The organism is Acerihabitans sp. (assembly GCF_036398755.1).
Taxonomy (GTDB): Bacteria; Pseudomonadota; Gammaproteobacteria; order Enterobacterales; family Enterobacteriaceae; genus Acerihabitans.
Genome location: NZ_DASWOM010000090.1, coordinates 1 through 18,239 on the forward strand (window position 1 = coordinate 1; position 18,239 = coordinate 18,239).

Consider the following 18,239-nt stretch of genomic DNA (forward strand, 5'->3'; position numbering starts at 1 on the left):
AAGCCTCCGATAAATCGGAGGCTTATAGAGGAATTATTGACAATATTTTCCAAGGTGCTTTTTAAAATGGAATATCGTCGTCAAAATCCATCGGCGGTTCATTACCCGCGGCCGGCGCATTAGTGTTCTGCGCGGCCGGACGTCCGGCGGCTGCGGGCGCCGCCGGCGCCGCGGCGCCCGGGTTGCCGCTGAACTGCGCGTTGCCGCCGCTCTGCGGCTGCTGAGGCTGACCCCAGCCACCCTGCTGGCCGCCGCCCGCACCGGCACCCGCCGCGCCGCCGCCCTGGCGGCCGCCCAGCATCTGCATGGTGCCGCCGACGTTAACCACGACTTCGGTGGTATAACGTTCCTGGCCGCCCTGATCGGTCCATTTACGCGTTTGCAGCGCGCCTTCTATATAGACCTGGGAGCCTTTTTTCAGATATTCGCCGGCCACTTCCGCCAGCTTGCCGAACAGCACCACGCGGTGCCATTCCGTTTTTTCCTTGCTCTCGCCGGTCTGCTTGTCGCGCCAGCTTTCGGAGGTGGCCAGGGTCATATTGGCCACCGCTCCACCGTTCGGCATGTAGCGGACTTCCGGATCCTGGCCCAGATTTCCGACTAGAATCACTTTATTAACGCCTCTGCTGGCCATGTCGACTCTCCTGATAAGATGTTTTACTGAATATGTTTACATAACGTGTTTACGTAAGTGTAATGCGTAAAGTTTACCACGCAAATGGCCAAAGGACACGGGTGAAAATCATTGCGGAGGGGATCGCAGCGTGATGAATGCAGAGTTTAACGTTACAATCAATACTGGATATTCGTTCAGCTTTTTTTGTGCCATAATTGTCCGTTTCGCGCCCGGCGTGCCTTAGCATGCATACCGGGCGGCAAATATTCATCCGGTGTCGGGATTAAGTTGAATGGATAAGATCGAAGTTCGGGGTGCTCGTACCCACAATCTGAAAAACATTAGTCTGATTATTCCCCGCGACAAGCTCATCGTGATTACCGGCCTGTCCGGCTCCGGCAAGTCCTCGCTGGCGTTCGATACCCTGTATGCCGAGGGTCAGCGCCGGTACGTCGAATCATTGTCCGCGTATGCCCGCCAGTTTCTGTCGTTGATGGAAAAACCGGATGTTGACCATATCGAGGGGCTGTCTCCCGCCATATCCATCGAGCAGAAATCCACCTCGCATAACCCGCGCTCCACGGTCGGGACCATTACCGAAATCCACGACTACCTGCGCCTGCTTTTTGCCCGGGTCGGCGAACCGCGCTGTCCCGATCACGACGTACCGCTGGCGGCGCAGACCGTCAGCCAAATGGTGGATAATGTGCTGGCGCTGCCGGAAGGCAAGCGCCTGATGCTGCTGGCGCCGATTGTCAAAGACCGCAAAGGCGAACACAGCAAAACCCTGGAAGGCCTGGCCACCCAGGGTTATATCCGCGCCCGTATCGACGGCGAAGTGTGCGATCTCTCCGATCCGCCCAAACTGGAGTTGCAAAAGAAGCACACCATTGAAGTAGTGGTCGACAGGTTCAAGGTACGCGAGGACCTGGCCCAGCGCCTGGCGGAGTCGTTCGAAACCGCGCTCGGCCTGTCCGGCGGCACGGCGGTGGTGGCGGAGATGGACGACAATGACGCCGCGGAGCTGCTGTTCTCAGCCAACTTCGCCTGTCCGATCTGCGGCTACAGCATGCCGGAGCTGGAGCCAAGGCTGTTCTCCTTTAACAATCCGGCCGGCGCCTGTCCGACCTGCGACGGCCTGGGCGTGCAGCAGTACTTCGATCCGGAACGGGTATTGCAGAACGAGGAAATCTCGCTGGCGGGGGGCGCCATACGCGGCTGGGATCGGCGCAATTTCTACTATTTCCAGATGCTGCGCTCCCTGGCGGAACATTATAAATTCGATGTCGAGGCGCCGTTCAACGCCCTGGACGCCACGGTGCAACAAAAAATCCTGTTCGGCTCCGGCAAGGAAACCATTGAGTTCAGGTACCTTAACGATCGTGGCGACAGTTCGATCCGGCGTCACCCTTTCGAAGGCGTGCTGCCGAACATGGAGCGCCGTTATAAAGAGACCGAATCCTCGGCGGTGCGCGAGGAGCTGGCGAAATATATCAGCAATCGTCCCTGCGCCAGCTGCGGCGGTACCCGCCTCAGGCGCGAGGCGCGCCATGTGTTTGTGGAAAACACCACGCTGCCGACCATTTCAGATATGGGCATCGGCAATGCGCTGGGATTCTTTGATGAAATGAAACTCAGCGGCCAGCGCGCGCAGATTGCGGATAAAATCCTGAAAGAGATCCGCGATCGGCTGAAATTCCTGGTGAACGTCGGTCTGAACTACCTCTCGCTATCCCGCTCGGCGGAAACCCTGTCCGGCGGCGAGGCGCAGCGCATCCGTCTGGCCAGCCAGATCGGCGCCGGCCTGGTGGGCGTGATGTATGTGCTGGACGAACCGTCCATCGGGCTGCACCAGCGTGATAACGAGCGCCTGCTGGAAACGCTCGTCCATTTACGCGACCTGGGCAATACGGTCATCGTGGTCGAGCATGACGAAGACGCCATCCGGTCGGCGGACCATATTATCGATATCGGCCCCGGCGCGGGCGTACACGGCGGTGAAATCGTCGCCGAAGGCACCGCCGAGCAGATCATGGCCAACCCGGCCTCGCTGACCGGCCAGTTCCTGAGCGGTAAACGTGAAATCGCCATACCCGAACACCGCATACAGGCCGACCCCACCAAGGTGCTGAAGCTTATCGGCGCCCGCGGCAACAACCTCAAGGACGTCACCCTGACCCTGCCGGTAGGCCTGTTTACCTGCATCACCGGGGTGTCGGGGTCCGGCAAATCGACGCTGATCAACGACACCCTGTTCCCGGTGGCGCAGCGCCAGCTGAACGGCGCCACCACGACTGAAGTGGCGCCTTATCGCGATATCCAGGGGCTTGAGCATTTCGATAAGGTGATCGATATCGACCAAAGCCCGATCGGGCGTACGCCGCGCTCCAATCCGGCCACCTACACCGGCGTGTTTACGCCGGTGCGGGAATTGTTTGCCGGCGTGCCTGAGTCCCGTACCCGTGGCTATACCCCGGGGCGTTTTAGTTTTAACGTGCGCGGCGGACGTTGCGAAGCCTGCCAGGGCGACGGGGTGATTAAAGTGGAAATGCACTTCCTGCCGGATATCTACGTACCCTGCGATCAGTGCAAAGGGCAGCGTTACAATCGTGAAACCCTGGAAGTGAAATATAAGGGCAAAAATATCCATGAAGTGCTGGATATGACCATCGAGGATGCCCGCGAGTTTTTTGACGCGGTGCCCGCGCTGGCGCGCAAGCTGCAAACCCTGATCGACGTGGGCCTGTCCTATATCCGGCTGGGCCAGTCGGCGACTACCCTGTCCGGCGGCGAGGCGCAGCGCGTGAAGCTGGCGCGCGAGCTATCGAAACGCGGCACCGGCCAGACGCTGTATATTCTTGATGAACCCACCACCGGCCTGCATTTCGCCGATATCGAACAGCTGCTGGCGGTGCTGCACCAGCTACGCGATCAGGGCAATACCATTGTGGTCATCGAGCATAACCTGGACGTGATTAAAACCGCGGACTGGATTGTCGATCTGGGTCCGGAAGGGGGCAACGGCGGCGGCGAAATCCTGATTTCCGGGACCCCGGAAACCGTGGCGGCCTGCAAAACCTCCCATACCGCGCGTTTCCTCAAGCCGATCCTGGAACGCAAACATCATCCGGTAACCTCCGCCGGCTGATAGCGCATCCAGGCTGACCCTCAACGCAGGCCGGTTTACCAGCCCGCGGCGGGGGTGAGACTGAAGTTGCCTGCAAACTTACGCCGGGCCGGCGCCCGGCGTTTCATTTCTAGACGCCCTGTTGCGCATAAGCCGCCTGGTGAAAATCAATTTCCCACTCCAGCACCTGCCCGTACAGGGCGGAAAGGCGCCGGCGCTCCGTCTCCGGCAAAGCCGCGGCGCAGGCATCCAGCTCCTCTTTTAGCCAGCGCGCCTGGGCAAAAAACGCCTCGGCGGCATGCATATCCACCCAATGGCGCAGGTCGGCGTCCGCCTGCGCCGACTCGCTGGCGCGACGGCACCAGGTGTAATACATCCATTCGGCGCCGAACATCAGGGTAATGATATCGGCATAACCGCCCTCTCGCGCCGCCGCCAGCATCCCGTCGCGAAAACGGCCGACCGCCGGCAAATCGCGCTGATAGTGGTTAACATCGATGCCGCGCCTTGCCAGCACCTGCTCAAAATAGCCCATCTGCTCGTCCACCAGCGCGTTAAGCACCCCCACCAGCCAGCGCTGCTGGCGGATACCCGGCGCCTTACTGACCGCCAGGGCGAAAATGCCGATGGCCGTGGCGACAAAATCGCCTTCAAACACCAGATATTGGTTAAATACCCTGGCGGGCAGCTTATCCTGTTCGATATCAATGACAAACCGATGTTCCTGCATGGCCCGCCAGGCGGATTGATGTTCGGCCAGCAGCTGTTCGGTGAAACTGGTCATGATCACGCCTCCAGCGCGGACCGCGCCGCGGCCATAAAGTGCTTCACCCGCGCCGGCTCCACTTCGTTCCACCATACGCCGCCCACTTTCAGGGTGCTGGCGACGATCACGCCTTGGGTGCGCTGCAAAATCTGCCCGACGTTATCCGCAGTGACGCCCGAGCCGACCAGCAACGGCAACGCCGTGGCCGAACGTATTTCGTCAATTTCCTCCAGGGTGGCGCTGTCGCCGGTGCGCTGTCCGGTGGCGATCACCGCGTCGGCCTGGAAAAAGTCCACATCGCGGGTCAATTCCTGGATGCTGCGATCGGCGACGATGGCATGGCTGCCGTGTTTAACATGACTGTCGGCAAACACCCGGATATGCTCGGCGCGCAGCAAACTGCGATAACGCAGCGCCTTGGCCGCCGCCCCTTCGATAAAACCTTCATTGGCGATGTAGGCGTTCGCCCATTGGTTGACCCGGATAAAATCCGCGCCGCCCGCCAGCGCCGTCGCCAGCGCCGGCAGCGCCGCATTGGCCAATACATTGATACCGAGCGGCACGCCGAATTCCATTTTTATCCGATCGGTAATCACCGACATTAACGCCGCCGTTTCCGGACCGATATCCTCGGGTTTGGAAAAAGGAATATCGCCATGGTTTTCCACAATTAAACCATGCACTCCGCCTTCGATATAACTTTTAGCATCATAAAGGGCGCGATCAATTATTTTATCGAACGACTGGCCTTTATATTGCGGCGAACCGGGAAATGCCTCGCAATGGACTACGCCAATAATGGCTTTTTTTCTTGAAAATATATCTTGTATTGCACTTGGTTTTTCTGCTGATATAGATGCCATTGTATTTCACCTTGTAAGGAATAAGTTATGCACGTCTATGTCGTGGGTAATATGGGCGTTGACCAAACCTATCTTATCGATGAACTGCCGGAAAAAGGCGCATCGATCCACGGGCGTAAAATAGCGCAGGATTTGGGCGGTAAGGGCGCCAATCAGGCGATAATATTGGCGCGATGCGGCATAAACACCACATTGATTGCCGCTCGTGGCCATGATCATCAAGGCGACTGGTGCCGCAATAAATTAGCACAGGAATCATTAACCTTATTGCCAGAAAATCCATTGGACTGCGCGACCGATACCTCGATTATTTTAAACAGCGCCGACGGGGATAATGTCAACATCACCACCACCACCGCCGCGGAAATGTTATCTCTGGCGCAGATAATCGCCGCATTGGCCGACGCCCGCCCGGGCGATATTGTCTTGCAACAGGGCAATTTCTCAATTGAAAAAACCCAGGCTATTTTTGAATATTCGCGCAGCCGCCGGTTATACACGGTATTCAACCCTTCCCCGGTCAAACCCGAATTTGCCCGGCTCTGGCCGTTGATCGATCTGGCCGTGGTAAACAGCGTCGAAGCCCGCTTGCTCGGCGCCGGCCTGGTCCGGCGCGACGACGCCGCGCGGCGCCTGCAGGCCGGGGGCGGCGGCGCGCTGGTTATGACCCTGGGCGCCGACGGCGCGATATTGTTCAGGGATGGCAAGCAACAGCGGGCCGAGGCCGCACCCTGCCGGGTGGTCGACACCACCGGCGCCGGCGATACCTTCCTGGCGGTGATGCTGGCCTCCGCGCTGCGCCGCGCGCTGCCGGTGGATGACGTCGCCCTGCGCCACGCGGGCCTGGCGGCGGCTATCACCATCGGGCGCAGCGGCACGCACAGCGCATTTCCCACCCGCGCCGAGCTCAGCGCAATCCTGGCGTAGCCGGACATCCGCATCCGGCCCCGCCCGGGCCGGGTTAACCCGCGAATCACAGCCTTATGAACCATGACGATGATCTTCAGGCCAATCGGCGTTATTCAAACAACGGGCGATAGGTATCGACATTGGCTTTGGTCACCACCGTGGCCGGCACCAGAATGGTTTTCTCCACCGTTTTCCCGGCGGTGGCCGAATTCAGCGCCTTCAGGGCTTCGGCGCCCATTTTGCGCGGATCCTGTTGCAAAACCGCCGCCACGTATCCCTGGTCGATGCCGGTAATCGCCTGGGCAGTCAAATCCCAGCCGAAAACCTTGATATCGCCCTGGCGTCCCTGGTTGACCACCGCCGCCATGGCGCCAAGCAACGCCGGTTCGCCGGTGGCGTAAATCGCGGTCATATCCGGGTTGCCGGTTATCAGATTTTCCGCCGCGGTCAGGGCGTCATCCTGGATATTGCGTCCGTCCACCACATCGGCGACCTTGATGGCCGGATTCTTTTTGATTTCATCCTCAAAGCCTTTCTGGCGGGCATTCTGGATAGCCGAATTCAGGGCGCCGACGATGCCGACCTTCACTTTGCCGCCCATATTTTTTTGTACATAATCGGTAAAATATCCGCCCAGGATCTGGCCACCTTTAACGTTATCCACGCCGACCTGGGAAATATGCGGACCGTCCGGGAGCACCGCGTCAATGGCGATAACCGGTATATGGGCGTCCGCCGCTTCCTTGATGGCCGGCATAATGCCGTTGACATCAATGGCGTCCACCAGAATGCCTTTAACGCCTTGCTGGATATAATTTTCGATGGCGTCATTTTGCGCCACCGGGTTATCGTTGGCATTAAAAATGACTAATGATTTGCCGCTTGCTTTCGCCGCTTCCTGCGCCCCTTTATTCATCAGGTTAAAAAACAACGCCTGCTGATTAATTTGCACCAGCGCATAGGTGGCCGGCGCATCCTTGGCTATTGCTGCTGCGGTAAACACCCCGCCGGCCAAAAGCGCGGCGGCGCTCAGCGAGCAGGCGAACGTACGGATAAGTCGGGTGCTGGCATAAAATGACATAACGGTGTCCTCGTCGGAAATAAACGCTCAGGGCATGATGCGAAATGTAAAGCGGTAACCGCGTTACGCATCGTGATTTATTTTTGGCGGGACAAATATCTGGTAGCGCGAAAGAACATTTCCAGGCTTAAGTATTAGATGCCGGGTTTTGCCGTATCGTCACTGTCGGCATCCATACCATAACCTGTCCATGTAGGTTATTTCGCGGATGAATGCAACAGGCTTGGGAATAATTCCCGGTTACTGTTTGGTGCGGGTAAACTGCTAATTACAATTAATCGCCGCCGTTTTTTTGTCAAGCGCTAATTTCATTATCGATGGTCAACCGGGAGCCGCGACCGGCTAAAAAAGACTGTAAACCACTGACCAAAATGTGTTAACAATAGCGCAGGATTCGCTGACAGCGGTGGGACGGGTGGAAAAGAAAAGGGTGGTACTTTCTGATGTCGCCGCACTGGCGGGCCTGTCCAAGGCTACCGTCTCGCGCTACCTGAATAACAGCATCGTCCTGCCGCAGGCGACCGTTTCCCGCATCGAAGAGGCCATTACCAGCCTGGACTACCGCGCCAATAGCCTGGCCCGCCGCCTGAGCAAAGGCGGCAGCGAAACCATCGGCCTGGTGCTGCCGGATATCACCAATCCTTTTTTTGCCGAGCTGGCCGATGCGGCGGAGGAAGCGGCCTCGGAACATCACTACAGCCTGGTGCTGTGCATCACCCGCAATAATCCCGACAAGGAGCGCCAGTTTATCCGCTGGCTGGATACCTGCCAGGTGGACGGCCTGCTGTTCACCACCAACCGGCCCGATAACGGCCTGCTGCGCGAGGAGTTGCTGGGCCACCAGCGCATCGTGCTGATTGACGAGGATATTCCGGGCAGCGCCGTACCCAAGGTCTTCGTCGATAATGTCCAGGGCGGTATGCTGGCCACCCAGCATCTGCTTGATGCCGGGCACCGGCGAATCGCCTTCGTCGGCGGACCCGACGCCTTGATGAGCGTGCGGGAACGCCATGAAGGATTCAGCCTGGCGATGGCCCGCGCCGGTGTGATCTGTCCCCCGGAATGGGTACTGTATGGCGATTACAGCCGTGAGTTCGGCCAATCAGCCCTGCACCGGCTGCTGGCGCTGCCGGACGCGCCTAGCGCGGTGTTCGCCGCCAGTGATTACCTGGTGCTGGGCTTGCTGGACGGCCTGCGCCAGCGGGGTGAAAGCGCCCCCGACGCGCTGTCGCTGGTTGGGTTTGATGACGCCAGCTATGCCGATCTTATTACCCCACGTCTGTCCACCATCCGCCAGCCCGCCCGTCTGCTGGGCCGCACCGCCATAGAGATTATGATGAAGCTGCTTAACGGCGGCCAGGCGTTTGAACAGGTCACCCGTATCCCGGTGGCATGGATTGGCCGCGACTCGGTAAAACCCTATGCCCCGGCGTGACGTTTTTGCACCATCATGGCACAGGGCTGCACAGTGATGCGGCACTAACTGTCAACCCGCACGCGACGGGTTTGCCGCGCCGGCGCCAGAAAGGGAACGGCAGGTCATTTTTTATTTCCTTCAAATACAGAACATTACATATCTCCTGCGGTGCCGCTTTTCCCTACGCCGGTCTCAGATGGCATGAAAACTGCTTGATGGGATGCGGCGATACAAATATCCATCAGCGACGATGTGTTGCGAGAGGAACGGCAAAAGGTCGATTTTCGTTGTTTTGGTAAACCGGTTTACAAAGGATTTGCAGGCTGGAAACAACGAAAAACTTGACTCATGCCGGCGTGGCGGCCCTGCGGGCCGCCACGCCCCCTTCGTGTTGGTTAAGCGGATTGGAGGTTGATTTATGGCGGTTTCACACAGGGTGCCACCCAGGGTGGAAATGGTGGATATCACCAAAACCTACGGCTCGATACTCTCACTGCGCGGCGTCAATCTCCAGCTGGCGCCGGGCGAGGTGTTGGGGCTGGTTGGTGATAACGGCGCGGGTAAATCAACGCTGACCAAGATTTTATCCGGCGCGGTGGTCCCCTCCAGCGGGGCCATTCGCATCGACGGCAGCGAACAGCGGTTCGCCACTCCGGCCGATGCCCGCCGCTGCCATATCGAAATGGTCTATCAGGACCTGTCGTTATGCGACACGGTGGACGTGGCCGGCAATTTATTTATGGGGCGCGAGCCGCAGACCAGGGTGTTGGGCATACCTTTCCTGGATGAAAAAAGGATGCATGCCGAGGCGCGGGACATGCTGCGGGGACTGGGCATTTCCATTCCCGATACCCGCCTGCAGGTGCGCAACCTGTCCGGCGGGCAACGGCAGGCCATCGCCATCGCCCGCGCCGCGGCGTTCGAACCCAAGGTGCTTATCATGGATGAACCGACCGCCGCCCTGGCCGTGGCCGAAGTCGAGGCGGTACTGGCGTTGATAAAACGCGTCAGCGCCCGGGGGGTGAGCGTCATCCTGATTACCCACCGTTTACAGGATCTCTTCCTGGTGTGCGACCGCATCATGGTGATGTATGAGGGCGCCAATGTCGCCGATCGCCGGGTGGCTGACACCAGCCTGTCCGAGGTCGTCAACCTGATCGTCGGCGAAAAGTTCGAGGCGCACTCCGCCCGCGCCCATTAACGGGGATCCCCGCATGAGTATGATAAATATGACCAGTACCCGAATGATACGGCACTCTTGGCCCAGGCGCGTCCTGCACAACCACTCAGGCGTGGTGAGCATCGCGCTGTTTTGCCTGTTCTGCTGCGTGGTATTTGCCCTGATCACCGACAACTTCCTCAGCGGCGCCAACTGGCTTAATATTATTCGCCAGAGCGCGCCGCTGCTGATTGTCGCCACCGCCATGACGCTTGTGATCACCACCGGCGGCATTGACCTGTCGGTCGGTTCCACCCTGGCGCTGGTGGGCGCGCTGTCCGCCATTGCCCTGAATAGCTGGGGATTGCCCTGGCCGGTGGTGTTGATCGGCGGGCTGGTGCTCGGCGGCCTGATTGGCGCGCTTAACGGGTATTTTATCGCCTATGAGGGCATTCCGGCCTTTATCGTTACCCTGGCGACGCTTGCGGTGGTGCGCGGCGTGGCGCTGCTGATAACCCAGGGCTACTCCATCCCGATCCCGGCCGAGAGTCCCTTTACATTGTTGGGGCGGGCCTGGGTCATCGGACTGCCGCTGCCGGCCATTCTCGGCGTGCTGGCGTTGATTGGCGGACATATTCTGCTTAATCACACCCGATTTGGCCGTTATGTCACCGGCATCGGCGCCAATGCCGAAGGGGTCAGGCGCGCCGGAGTCAATACCCGCTCGACCACCCTGCGGGTCTATGTGCTGAGCGGCATGAGCGCCGCGCTGGCGGGGATGATTATTACCGCCCGCCTGGGCAGCGGTTCCTCCAATCAGGGCGAGGGGTTCGAGCTGCAGGTGATCGCCGCGGTGGTGCTCGGCAGCACCAGCCTGTTCGGCGGCTTCGGCACCATTATCGGCACCCTGCTTGGCGCGCTGTCTATCGCGGTTATCCAAAACGGGCTGATCCTGGCGCATATATCGCCCTTTTATACCCAAATTGCCACCGGCACCATTATCCTGCTGGCCATCTGGCTGAATACCCGCATTTTCAACCCCGTGCCGACCAAAGGATAGCCGCGATGCCACACTCTATTTTCCGCCATGCCGATCCGCTGCCGCTGGGCGTGGACAGCGGCTATGTCATGACGGTGCTCGGTCCGCTGCCGGTGGCGCAAATGGGCGTGACCCTGATGCACGAGCATATTTTACTGGACGCCTCCGGTAAATGGGTGCCGCCCTGCTGTTGCAGCGAACGCCATCTGGCCGAAATGCCGGTACGTATGGAAAATCTCGGCGAGCTGGCGCTCAATCCCCTGGCCAGCCGCGACAACTGCCAGCTGTTCGACCCGGACCTGGCGGTGGAGGAGCTGATGAAGTTTCGCGCGCTCGGCGGTGAAACGGTGATTGATCCCACCAATATCGGCATCGGACGCGATCCGCAGGCGCTCCAGCGTATTTCACGCCTCACCGGCCTGAATATTGTGATGGGCACCGGTTTTTACCTGGAACCCTCGCATCCGGCCTACGTCAAAACCCGGTCGGTGGAACAGTTGACGGAACAGCTGATTTACGATGTCGGCGGCGCAGGCGAAAAACCGCCGGTCATCGCCGGACTCATCGGCGAAATCGGGGTGTCCGCCGCCTTTACCCCGGATGAGGAAAAATCACTGCGCGCCGCCGGACGCGCCAGCGCCGCCACCGGTGTGCCGATGGAAATCCATCTGCCGGGCTGGGAACGCCACGGCCACCGGGTGCTGGATATTCTGGAACATGAAGGCGCCGACCTGCGCCATGTGGTGCTGTGCCATATGAATCCCAGTTTCAATGATAAAAACTATCAGCGCGACCTGGCGCGCCGCGGCGCATATCTGGAATACGATATGATAGGCATGGGGTATTATTATGCCGATGAAGCCGCGCAATCGCCGTCGGACGAAGAGAACGCCCGCGCCATTCGCGAGCTTATCGACGATGGGTATATCCAGCAGGTACTGCTGTCCCAGGATGTATTCCTGAAAACCATGCTGACCCGCTATGGCGGCCATGGCTACGGTTATATCCTCAAGCATTTCGTGCCGCGCCTTCGGCGCCACGGTGTGAGCGGCGAACAGCTGGAAACCCTGATGATCGATAACCCCAGGCGCGTCTTTGCGCGCTGAAAGTCGCGGGGGAATCACCTTCCCGTGACGCCTGATACCGGATCAAGCCATGAACCCGAATGATGACGTTATTTCACTGACCCGCGCCCTGTTGCGTTTTAATACCATCAATCCGCCCGGAGACGAGTCTTTATGCATGGCGTTTCTGGCCGACTATCTGCAAGAGCTGGGTTTCAGCACGCATCTGCAACGCTTTGGCGAGAGGCGCTTTAATCTGGTGGCGCGCCTGGCCGGCGGGAAGGCGGACGCCAAACCGCTGATGTTTACCGGTCATGTGGATACCGTGCCGCTGGGTAACGCCGACTGGCGCTTCGATGCCTTCGCGGGCGAAATCAGCGACGGCAGGCTGTACGGCCGCGGCGCCAGCGATATGAAAGCGGCCATCGCGGCGTTTATCGTCGCCTGCCGCCAACAGCGCGAGGCCGTTCAGTCCGGTCCGGGCGTGGTATTGGCGTTGACCGGCGGCGAGGAAACCGGTTGCGACGGCGCCCGGTCGATGATCGACCTGCCGCCGGACGTGCTGCCGGCGCCAGGCGCGCTGATTGTCGGCGAACCGACCGCCAATTATCCGGTCATCGGCCATAAGGGCGCCTTGTGGCTGCGTTGTGAAACCCGCGGCAAAACGGCGCACGGCGCCATGCCGGAATTGGGCATCAACGCCATTTATCTGGCCGCCGAAGCGATAGGCAAAATCCGTCATTTCGACCCGGGCGCGCCGCATCCGTTGATGAAACGCCCGACCCTGAATGTCGGCACCATCAGCGGCGGACTGAATATCAATTCCGTGCCGGACCGTACCCGATTCGATGTGGATATCCGCACCGCCCCCAATCTGCGCCATGACGATATCCGCCAGCGCCTGGCCGTTATGATGGGCGGCGCCGTGAGGGTAACGACGCTGGTGGATTTGCCGGCGGTCCTGAGCGAGCCGGACCACGAGTGGATCCGTCGGGTATTCGGGCACTGCGCGCCGCTGCATGACGCGCCGCTGCAACCGCGCGTGGTGCCTTATTTTACCGACGCCTCGCTGCTGCTCGGGTCGCTTGGCGCGCCGCCGTGCATTATTCTAGGCCCCGGCGAACCGGCAATGGCGCATCAGACCGACGAATATTGCGAGGTGGAGAAACTCCGGCAGGCGGTGACGCTGTATGGCGCGTTGATCCGCGACTGGGGAACGCACGGCGCGGCATGACGGCGCGGCCGGGGATCCCCGTCAGATATTCAGTTCCTGGCGCAGCGTATCCGGCAGGGTTTCAACCGCCAGTTGCCAGGAGGCGTCCGCCAGATAATAAATCTGCGAGTCGGGGATATCCCCATCCAGGAACAGCGTATTCCAATGGTTTTTATTCAACAGGCCGCACGGCACGATGGACCGGTATTCGGCGCGCAGCGATGCCGCCATTTCCGGGCTGCTTTTCAGTGAAATCACCGGCTTGCCGTCCATTTCATGGGTCATGGCAAACATCACCTCGCCCACTTTTACCTGATTGGCCTGCCATTCTTGCCGCAGGCTTTGCTCAGCGCCCGGCTTATCCATGCAATAGGACAGGAATGTCGATTGATCCATGCTTATTCCCCTTGCAGGGTAGCGATGATACGGCGCTCGCCTCCCCGGTTGCGATGTTCACCCAGCCAGATGCCCTGCCAGGTCCCCAATAGCACTTTACCCCGGCCGATGGGAAGCAACAGTGACACACCCAGTAAAGATGATTTAATGTGCGCCGGCATATCATCCAACCCCTCGTAATCATGCTCATAAGGGGCGTCCTGCGGCACATGGCGTAAAAAATGGTTTTCCATATCGGCCCTGACGCTGGGATCGCAGTTTTCATTCAGCGTCAGCGATGCTGAGGTATGCTGCAGCAGTAAATGCAGCAGACCGGTATTGATATCGGCCAGCGCGGCGAGTTGACCGGTTATCTCATCCGTCACCAGATGAAATCCCCGCGCGCGGGGCTTTAACACCAGGGTTTGTCGATGCCACATAGTTTGGACTCCTTTGGTTAAGCTTAAGTATAGTTCCTGGGGCAAAGGAGGAAAAAACCGCTCGGGAGCCATACTTATCGCCCCGCGAGACCCTGGCGTCTTGCGCCGGTGCGGCGGGTAAACACAGCCGCAATGCCGGGGAGGGAAAGGTTTGCGTCTTGACGCTTCGCTAATGGAAACGGCGGCTGGCCGCCGCCGTTTTCGGGCAGATCACAGCGCGGCGATGGCCCGCGCCACGCGCGAAACATTATCGGTATTCAGGCCGGCCAGGCACATCCGGCCGCTGCCGATCAGGTAAACGCCAAACTCGTCGCGCAGCCGGTCCACCTGCTGCGGGCTCAGGCCGGTATAGCTGAACATACCGCGCTGTTGCAGCAAATAATCAAAGTTACGCGCGGGCAACGAGATTTTCAGCGCCGCCACCAGATCCTGGCGCATCTGCAAAATACGCAGGCGCATGGCGGACACTTCCTGACGCCACTGCGCGTTCAGCGCCGGATCGTTTAGCACCATCGAGACCACCTGCGCGCCATAATTAGGCGGGCTGGAGTAGTTACGGCGCACGGTGGAGGTCAACTGCCCCAGTACGCGGGAGGCTTCCTCCGCGCTGGCGCACACCACGGATAACGTCCCCACCCGTTCTGCGTAAAGCGAAAATATTTTCGAGAACGACTGGCTTACCAGGCAAGGCAGTCCCAGCCGCGCCATTTCGCGCACCGCATAGGCGTCCTCGTCCAGTCCGGCGCCAAAACCCTGGTAGGCAATATCGAGGAAGGGGATAAGCTTGCGCTGCGCGACCACGCCAATCACCCGATCCCATTGCTCAAGCGTCAGATCGGAACCGGTGGGATTGTGGCAGCAGGGATGCAGCAGCACGATGCTTTCGGCCGGCAGCTGGCTCAGGCTTTCCAGCATGGCGCTGAAATTGACCGTCAAGGTCTCGCCATCGAAATAGGGATAGCGATTGACGTTAAAACCGGCGCCGGAAAAAATGGCCACATGGTTTTCCCAGGTTGGGTCGCTGACCCATACCTCGGACCGCGGGAAGTAGTCCCTGAGGAAATCCGCGCCGATCCTTAATCCGCCCGAGCCGCCCACCGTCTGGATGGTGGCGATGCGCGCGGCCGCCAGCATCGGATGATGTTCCCCGAACAATACGGACTGGCTGGCGGAGCGGTACGAGGACAGTCCCGCCATCGGCAAATACGACGCCGCCTGCGTCGGGCTGACCTCGAGCAGGGATTCGGCCTGCGCCACCGACTTCAGCTGCGGGATAATCGCCTGCTCATTGTAATACAGCCCGATGCTCAGGTTGACCTTGTCCGGTCGCACATCCTGTTTATAGGTTTCCATCAGCGACAGGATCGGATCCCCCGCGTAAGCATCAACATTCTGGAACACGGTGCAGCTCTCCTGGGTTGTCGGGCTTAAATATGAAGCCCCGGCACTACATTACCAAAAAAAGATTATTATGTTATAGCTATGATATGAATTTCACCGCCGCGGGCGATTAACCGCCCGCGCTATCGCCGTCCACGTACTCGCGCGTCACCCGCGAGGTCACTTTGGTGATGAGCTCATAGGCGCTGATGCCGCTGGCGGCGGCGATGCGCTCCACCGGAAGCAATGGCCCCCACAGCTCGACGCCGTCGCCGACGCGCTCCCGCCCCTCAGGCCCCAGATCCACGGTCAGCATATCCATCGATACCCTGCCCGCCAGCGGCACTTCGCGGCCGTTGACCAGCACCGGTGTTCCGTTCGGCGCGGAACGGGGGTAACCATCGCCGTAGCCGAACGCCACCACGCCCAGGCGGGTATCGCGCGGGCTGACCCAGGCGCCGCCATAACCGCAGGCTTCGCCGGCGCTATGGCTGCGCACCGCGATAAGCGCGGAGGTCAGGGTCATCGCCGGACGAAAGCCGTCGTTCGCCGCCGTGCCGTCGCCAAGCGGCGAGACGCCGTACAGCAGGATGCCCGGCCTGACCATATCGCGGTGGGATTGCGGCCACAGCAGGATGCCGCCGGACGCGGCAATGGATTGTTTACCCGGTTTATCCCGCGCGAAGGCGTCGAAAACGGCCAGTTGCCGACGGGTGGTATCCAGTTCCGGCTCGTCGGCGCGGGCGAAGTGGCTCATGATATTTACCGGCCCGGCGACATTCGCGCAGGCCGCCAGCCGCGTGTAGAACGCGTCTGCCTGGGAGGGCTGCACGCCCAGGCGGTGCATACCGGTATCCAGCTTCAGCCACACCTCAAGCGGATGCGCAAGCGTAGCCTGTTCCAGCGCCTGTAGTTCCTCGGGGCTGTGCACCGCGGTGGCGAGGCGGTATTCGGCCAGCAGCGGCAGCTCGTCGGCGCTGAAAAAACCCTCCAACAGCAAAATCGGCTTGGTGATGCCGCCTTTGCGCAGCAGGATGGCCTCGTCAAGGCGCGCAACGCCAAAATAATCGGCCTCATCCTGCACGGCGAACGCGGTTTCCAGCAGCCCATGACCGTATGCCTGCGCTTTTACCACCGCCACCACGCGGCTATGCGGCGCCAACCGGCGAACCTGCCGCAGGTTATGACGCAACGCATCACGGTCAATAACGGCAATAGCCGTTTTCATTATCCATGTCCTGGTTATTAATCATCATCATATTGCGGCCCGGCATAACTATCGAACCGCGACCACTGCCCGTTAAAGGTTAGGCGCACCGTCCCGATCGGACCGTTACGTTGCTTACCGAGAATAATTTCGGCGATACCTTTCATATCGCTGTTTTCGTGATAAACCTCGTCACGATAGATGAACATGATCAGATCGGCATCCTGCTCGATGGATCCTGATTCACGCAGATCGGAGTTGATCGGGCGTTTATCGGCACGCTGCTCCAGTCCGCGATTGAGCTGGGACAGCGCCACTACCGGTACCTGCAATTCTTTTGCCAACGCTTTCAGCGAACGGGAAATTTCGGCGATTTCCAGGGTCCGGTTTTCCGACAGCTGCGGCACGCGCATCAGCTGCAGGTAGTCGATCATGATAAGGCTCAGGCCGTCGTGCTCGCGAAACACCCGTCGCGCGCGCGAACGCACATCGGTCGGCGTCAGCCCCGACGAGTCATCGATATACATATTGCGTTTTTCCAACAGGATACCCATGGTGCTGGAAATCCGCGCCCAATCCTCGTCATCCAACTGGCCGGTACGGATACGCGTCTGATCGACGCGGGACAAGGACGCCAGCATACGCATCATGATTTGTTCGCCGGGCATTTCCAGGCTGAAGATCAGCACCGGTTTATCCTCGGTCATGGCGGCGTTTTCGCACAGGTTCATGGCGAAGGTGGTTTTCCCCATCGACGGGCGCGCGGCGATGATAATCAAATCGGATTTCTGCAGGCCGGCGGTTTTTTTGTCCAGATCGGAATAACCGCTTGAGACGCCGGTAACGCCGTCATGGGGTTTTTGGTACAACTGCTCGATGCGCGCCACGGTGTCTTCCAGGATACGGTCGATGCTCTTGGGACCTTCATCCTTGCTGGCGCGGTTTTCGGCAATCTGGAATACCCTGGACTCCGCCAGATCGAGGAGATCCTCGCTGCTGCGCCCCTGGGGGTCGTAACCGGCGTCGGCGATTTCGTGGGCCACGGCGATCATTTCCCGCACCACCGCCCGTTCCCGCACGATATCGGCATAGGCGGAAATATTGGCCGCGCTGGGGGTGTTTTTTGATAATTCCGCCAGGTAGGCGAACCCGCCCACCGAATCCAAATCGCCCTTCTGTTCAAGCGACTCGGAAAGCGTGATCAGATCGATAGGCTTGTTCAACTCCAGCAAGCGCTGCATTTCGCCAAAAATCAGCCGGTGGGGCCGGTTAAAAAAATCCTTGCCGGTGACGCGCTCCGCGACATTATCCCAACGCTCATTATCCAGCATCAATCCGCCCAGCACCGACTGTTCCGCTTCCAGCGAATGGGGAGGAAGTTTCAGACCCTCGACCTGGCGGTCTCGGGGAAATTGTGTTTTCGCGGCTGGCTTTTTCTCTGACATGGAATAATGGTTTGGCCTGATGGATGCGACGTTGGGTAAAGAAGCATTGTAGCGTTGATTGCCTGCAAATCCTATGCGGCTTTGCAAACCTGCGTTAAGCGCTTATGGTTAAATCAAGGGTAAATAACGTTATTCAAA

At 59.4% G+C, this 18,239-nt stretch carries 16 protein-coding genes; 7 read left to right on the plus strand and 9 right to left on the minus strand.

Going from position 1 to position 18,239, the window contains the following annotated elements; all coding sequences use genetic code 11:
• Positions 1–61: 61 nt before the first annotated feature.
• Positions 62–634, minus strand: coding sequence for a single-stranded DNA-binding protein (locus tag VGC33_RS15075; protein WP_331121585.1), 573 nt, complete (start codon positions 632–634; stop codon positions 62–64).
• A gap of 274 nt (positions 635–908) precedes the next feature.
• Between VGC33_RS15075 and uvrA the strand changes: the two genes are divergently transcribed.
• Positions 909–3,764 (plus strand): excinuclease ABC subunit UvrA, encoded by a 2,856-nt coding sequence (gene uvrA, locus VGC33_RS15080; protein ID WP_331121586.1) that lies wholly within the window; start codon positions 909–911, stop codon positions 3,762–3,764.
• A gap of 109 nt (positions 3,765–3,873) precedes the next feature.
• Here uvrA and VGC33_RS15085 read toward each other — a convergent pair whose 3' ends face one another.
• Both VGC33_RS15085 and VGC33_RS15090 read right to left on the minus strand, forming a co-directional pair.
• Positions 3,874–4,527 (minus strand): TenA family protein, encoded by a 654-nt coding sequence (locus tag VGC33_RS15085; RefSeq protein WP_331121587.1) that lies wholly within the window; start codon positions 4,525–4,527, stop codon positions 3,874–3,876.
• A gap of 2 nt (positions 4,528–4,529) precedes the next feature.
• Positions 4,530–5,372, minus strand: coding sequence for a BtpA/SgcQ family protein (locus VGC33_RS15090; RefSeq protein WP_331121588.1), 843 nt, complete (start codon positions 5,370–5,372; stop codon positions 4,530–4,532).
• Positions 5,373–5,399: 27 nt separating this feature from the next.
• On the opposite strand from VGC33_RS15090, the gene VGC33_RS15095 reads away from it, so the two are divergent.
• On the plus strand, positions 5,400–6,299 hold the full coding sequence (locus VGC33_RS15095; protein ID WP_331121589.1) for a ribokinase: 900 nt from the start codon (positions 5,400–5,402) through the stop codon (positions 6,297–6,299).
• Between the two features lie 91 nt (positions 6,300–6,390).
• Here the strand turns inward: VGC33_RS15095 and VGC33_RS15100 are convergent, their stop codons facing one another.
• Positions 6,391–7,362 (minus strand): ABC transporter substrate-binding protein, encoded by a 972-nt coding sequence (locus VGC33_RS15100; protein WP_331121590.1) that lies wholly within the window; start codon positions 7,360–7,362, stop codon positions 6,391–6,393.
• A 406-nt stretch (positions 7,363–7,768) separates the two neighbouring features.
• On the opposite strand from VGC33_RS15100, the gene VGC33_RS15105 reads away from it, so the two are divergent.
• From VGC33_RS15105 to VGC33_RS15125, 5 genes are all read left to right on the plus strand, one after another.
• On the plus strand, positions 7,769–8,797 hold the full coding sequence (locus VGC33_RS15105; RefSeq protein WP_331121611.1) for a LacI family DNA-binding transcriptional regulator: 1,029 nt from the start codon (positions 7,769–7,771) through the stop codon (positions 8,795–8,797).
• A gap of 436 nt (positions 8,798–9,233) precedes the next feature.
• Positions 9,234–9,980: an ATP-binding cassette domain-containing protein gene (locus VGC33_RS15110; protein ID WP_331121612.1), complete on the plus strand. Its 747-nt coding sequence runs from the start codon at positions 9,234–9,236 to the stop codon at positions 9,978–9,980.
• Positions 9,981–10,002: 22 nt separating this feature from the next.
• The gene (locus VGC33_RS15115) at positions 10,003–10,998 is read left to right on the plus strand and encodes an ABC transporter permease (protein WP_331121613.1); all 996 of its coding nucleotides are present in this window, start codon (positions 10,003–10,005) and stop codon (positions 10,996–10,998) included.
• 5 nt (positions 10,999–11,003) lie between these two features.
• Positions 11,004–12,083, plus strand: a complete 1,080-nt coding sequence (locus VGC33_RS15120) for a phosphotriesterase family protein (RefSeq protein ID WP_331121591.1) — start codon at positions 11,004–11,006, stop codon at positions 12,081–12,083.
• A gap of 49 nt (positions 12,084–12,132) precedes the next feature.
• Positions 12,133–13,275, plus strand: a complete 1,143-nt coding sequence (locus VGC33_RS15125; protein WP_331121592.1) for a M20 family metallopeptidase — start codon at positions 12,133–12,135, stop codon at positions 13,273–13,275.
• A gap of 21 nt (positions 13,276–13,296) precedes the next feature.
• Here VGC33_RS15125 and VGC33_RS15130 read toward each other — a convergent pair whose 3' ends face one another.
• The 5 genes from VGC33_RS15130 to dnaB form a co-directional block, all read right to left on the minus strand.
• The gene (locus tag VGC33_RS15130; protein ID WP_331121593.1) at positions 13,297–13,650 is read right to left on the minus strand and encodes an MmcQ/YjbR family DNA-binding protein; all 354 of its coding nucleotides are present in this window, start codon (positions 13,648–13,650) and stop codon (positions 13,297–13,299) included.
• A 2-nt stretch (positions 13,651–13,652) separates the two neighbouring features.
• Positions 13,653–14,069, minus strand: coding sequence for a secondary thiamine-phosphate synthase enzyme YjbQ (locus VGC33_RS15135; protein WP_331121594.1), 417 nt, complete (start codon positions 14,067–14,069; stop codon positions 13,653–13,655).
• A 210-nt stretch (positions 14,070–14,279) separates the two neighbouring features.
• Positions 14,280–15,470: an amino acid aminotransferase gene (locus VGC33_RS15140; RefSeq protein ID WP_331121595.1), complete on the minus strand. Its 1,191-nt coding sequence runs from the start codon at positions 15,468–15,470 to the stop codon at positions 14,280–14,282.
• Positions 15,471–15,579: 109 nt separating this feature from the next.
• A complete protein-coding gene (gene alr / locus VGC33_RS15145; protein WP_331121596.1) occupies positions 15,580–16,677 on the minus strand; it encodes an alanine racemase in 1,098 nt (365 codons plus the stop codon).
• Between the two features lie 17 nt (positions 16,678–16,694).
• Positions 16,695–18,101 (minus strand): replicative DNA helicase, encoded by a 1,407-nt coding sequence (dnaB, locus tag VGC33_RS15150; protein WP_331121597.1) that lies wholly within the window; start codon positions 18,099–18,101, stop codon positions 16,695–16,697.
• Positions 18,102–18,239 lie beyond the last annotated feature (138 nt).